The organism is Campylobacter taeniopygiae, from assembly GCF_005406225.1.
Lineage (GTDB): Bacteria > Campylobacterota > Campylobacteria > Campylobacterales > Campylobacteraceae > Campylobacter_D > Campylobacter_D taeniopygiae.
In genome coordinates this window covers 1-991 of record NZ_NXLY01000054.1, presented here as the reverse complement: position 1 = coordinate 991, position 991 = coordinate 1, and the positions used below count along the sequence as shown (strand labels likewise).

Sequence of the window (991 nt, the reverse complement as noted above, 5' to 3'; positions counted from 1 at the left end):
TTCATATGTTAATGATATTACTCTTTATGATATCATTTATGATATCATCCCTAATTCTATTAGAAAAGTATTTTTAAAAGATGAAAAGCTTTTAAAAACTTATTTACCTTTAAATCAGGATCAGTTTTATTATAAAGAATATGAATATAAAGATCCTAAAAATACTTTTAAATATTTATATGGAGAAAATACAACCTATAATGAAAAAAAAGTTCCTAAAAAATATTATCAAATGGATGCTTTATATTTAAAGGGATATAGTATTGACGACTCTACTGTTGATACTACCATACCTAAAGCTAAGATTAACAAACTAGGTATAGGTTATGATGAACTTTTAGAACTCATACAAAATGATCAAACAAGTCTTAAATATCCTGAGATTGATGAATTTAAAGTGATAGATGAAACAAAATACAGCGAAGAATATGGTTGGGACTTTCAATATAAAGTGGTTTTAGATCCAATTAAAAGACATAAGGCTAATTATGAGGATATAGTAAGAAATTTTCAAACTAGTTTTGCTAGTGATATGTTTTTTAGAACACAAGGTGAAGTTCGGGCCGATGATAAAGCAGATTATATAGCTAAAATACAAAATTGCGAAGCTATTACTTTTTTACTGCAAAACAATTTTCATACTCAAAATCTTGTATTTGAAAGTTTTAGGATGAAATTAAGAGAGGATAAGGATTTTAAAGAACGAATAAAAGAGAATACAATTTTTTATGAAGAATATCCTGGTACCCACCCTTCGTGGTATGATTGGATAGTGCAAATTGATGCCTTTCTTGCTTATCGTTTCAATCAAGCTTTAACCTTAGCTTTTTTAAATGCTTATAATAAAACAAAAGTTAATATAGAGGAATAGCTATGAAAAAAATAATATGTTTTTTAGTGATGATTTTTTGCACACTTAATGCAGAGATGATTAATTTTCATTATTTGGGTAAAAAGACTATTGGAGTAGATTCGGACTATCTTGATAATG

The 991-nt window shown here is 26.7% G+C and carries 1 protein-coding gene; it reads left to right on the top strand.

Features of this window, described 5'->3' with window-relative positions:
- A partial coding sequence (locus CQA75_RS09290) for a hypothetical protein (protein ID WP_171000111.1) occupies positions 1–871 on the top strand: 871 nt, incomplete at its 5' end.
- Positions 872–991: the final 120 nt, after the last annotated feature.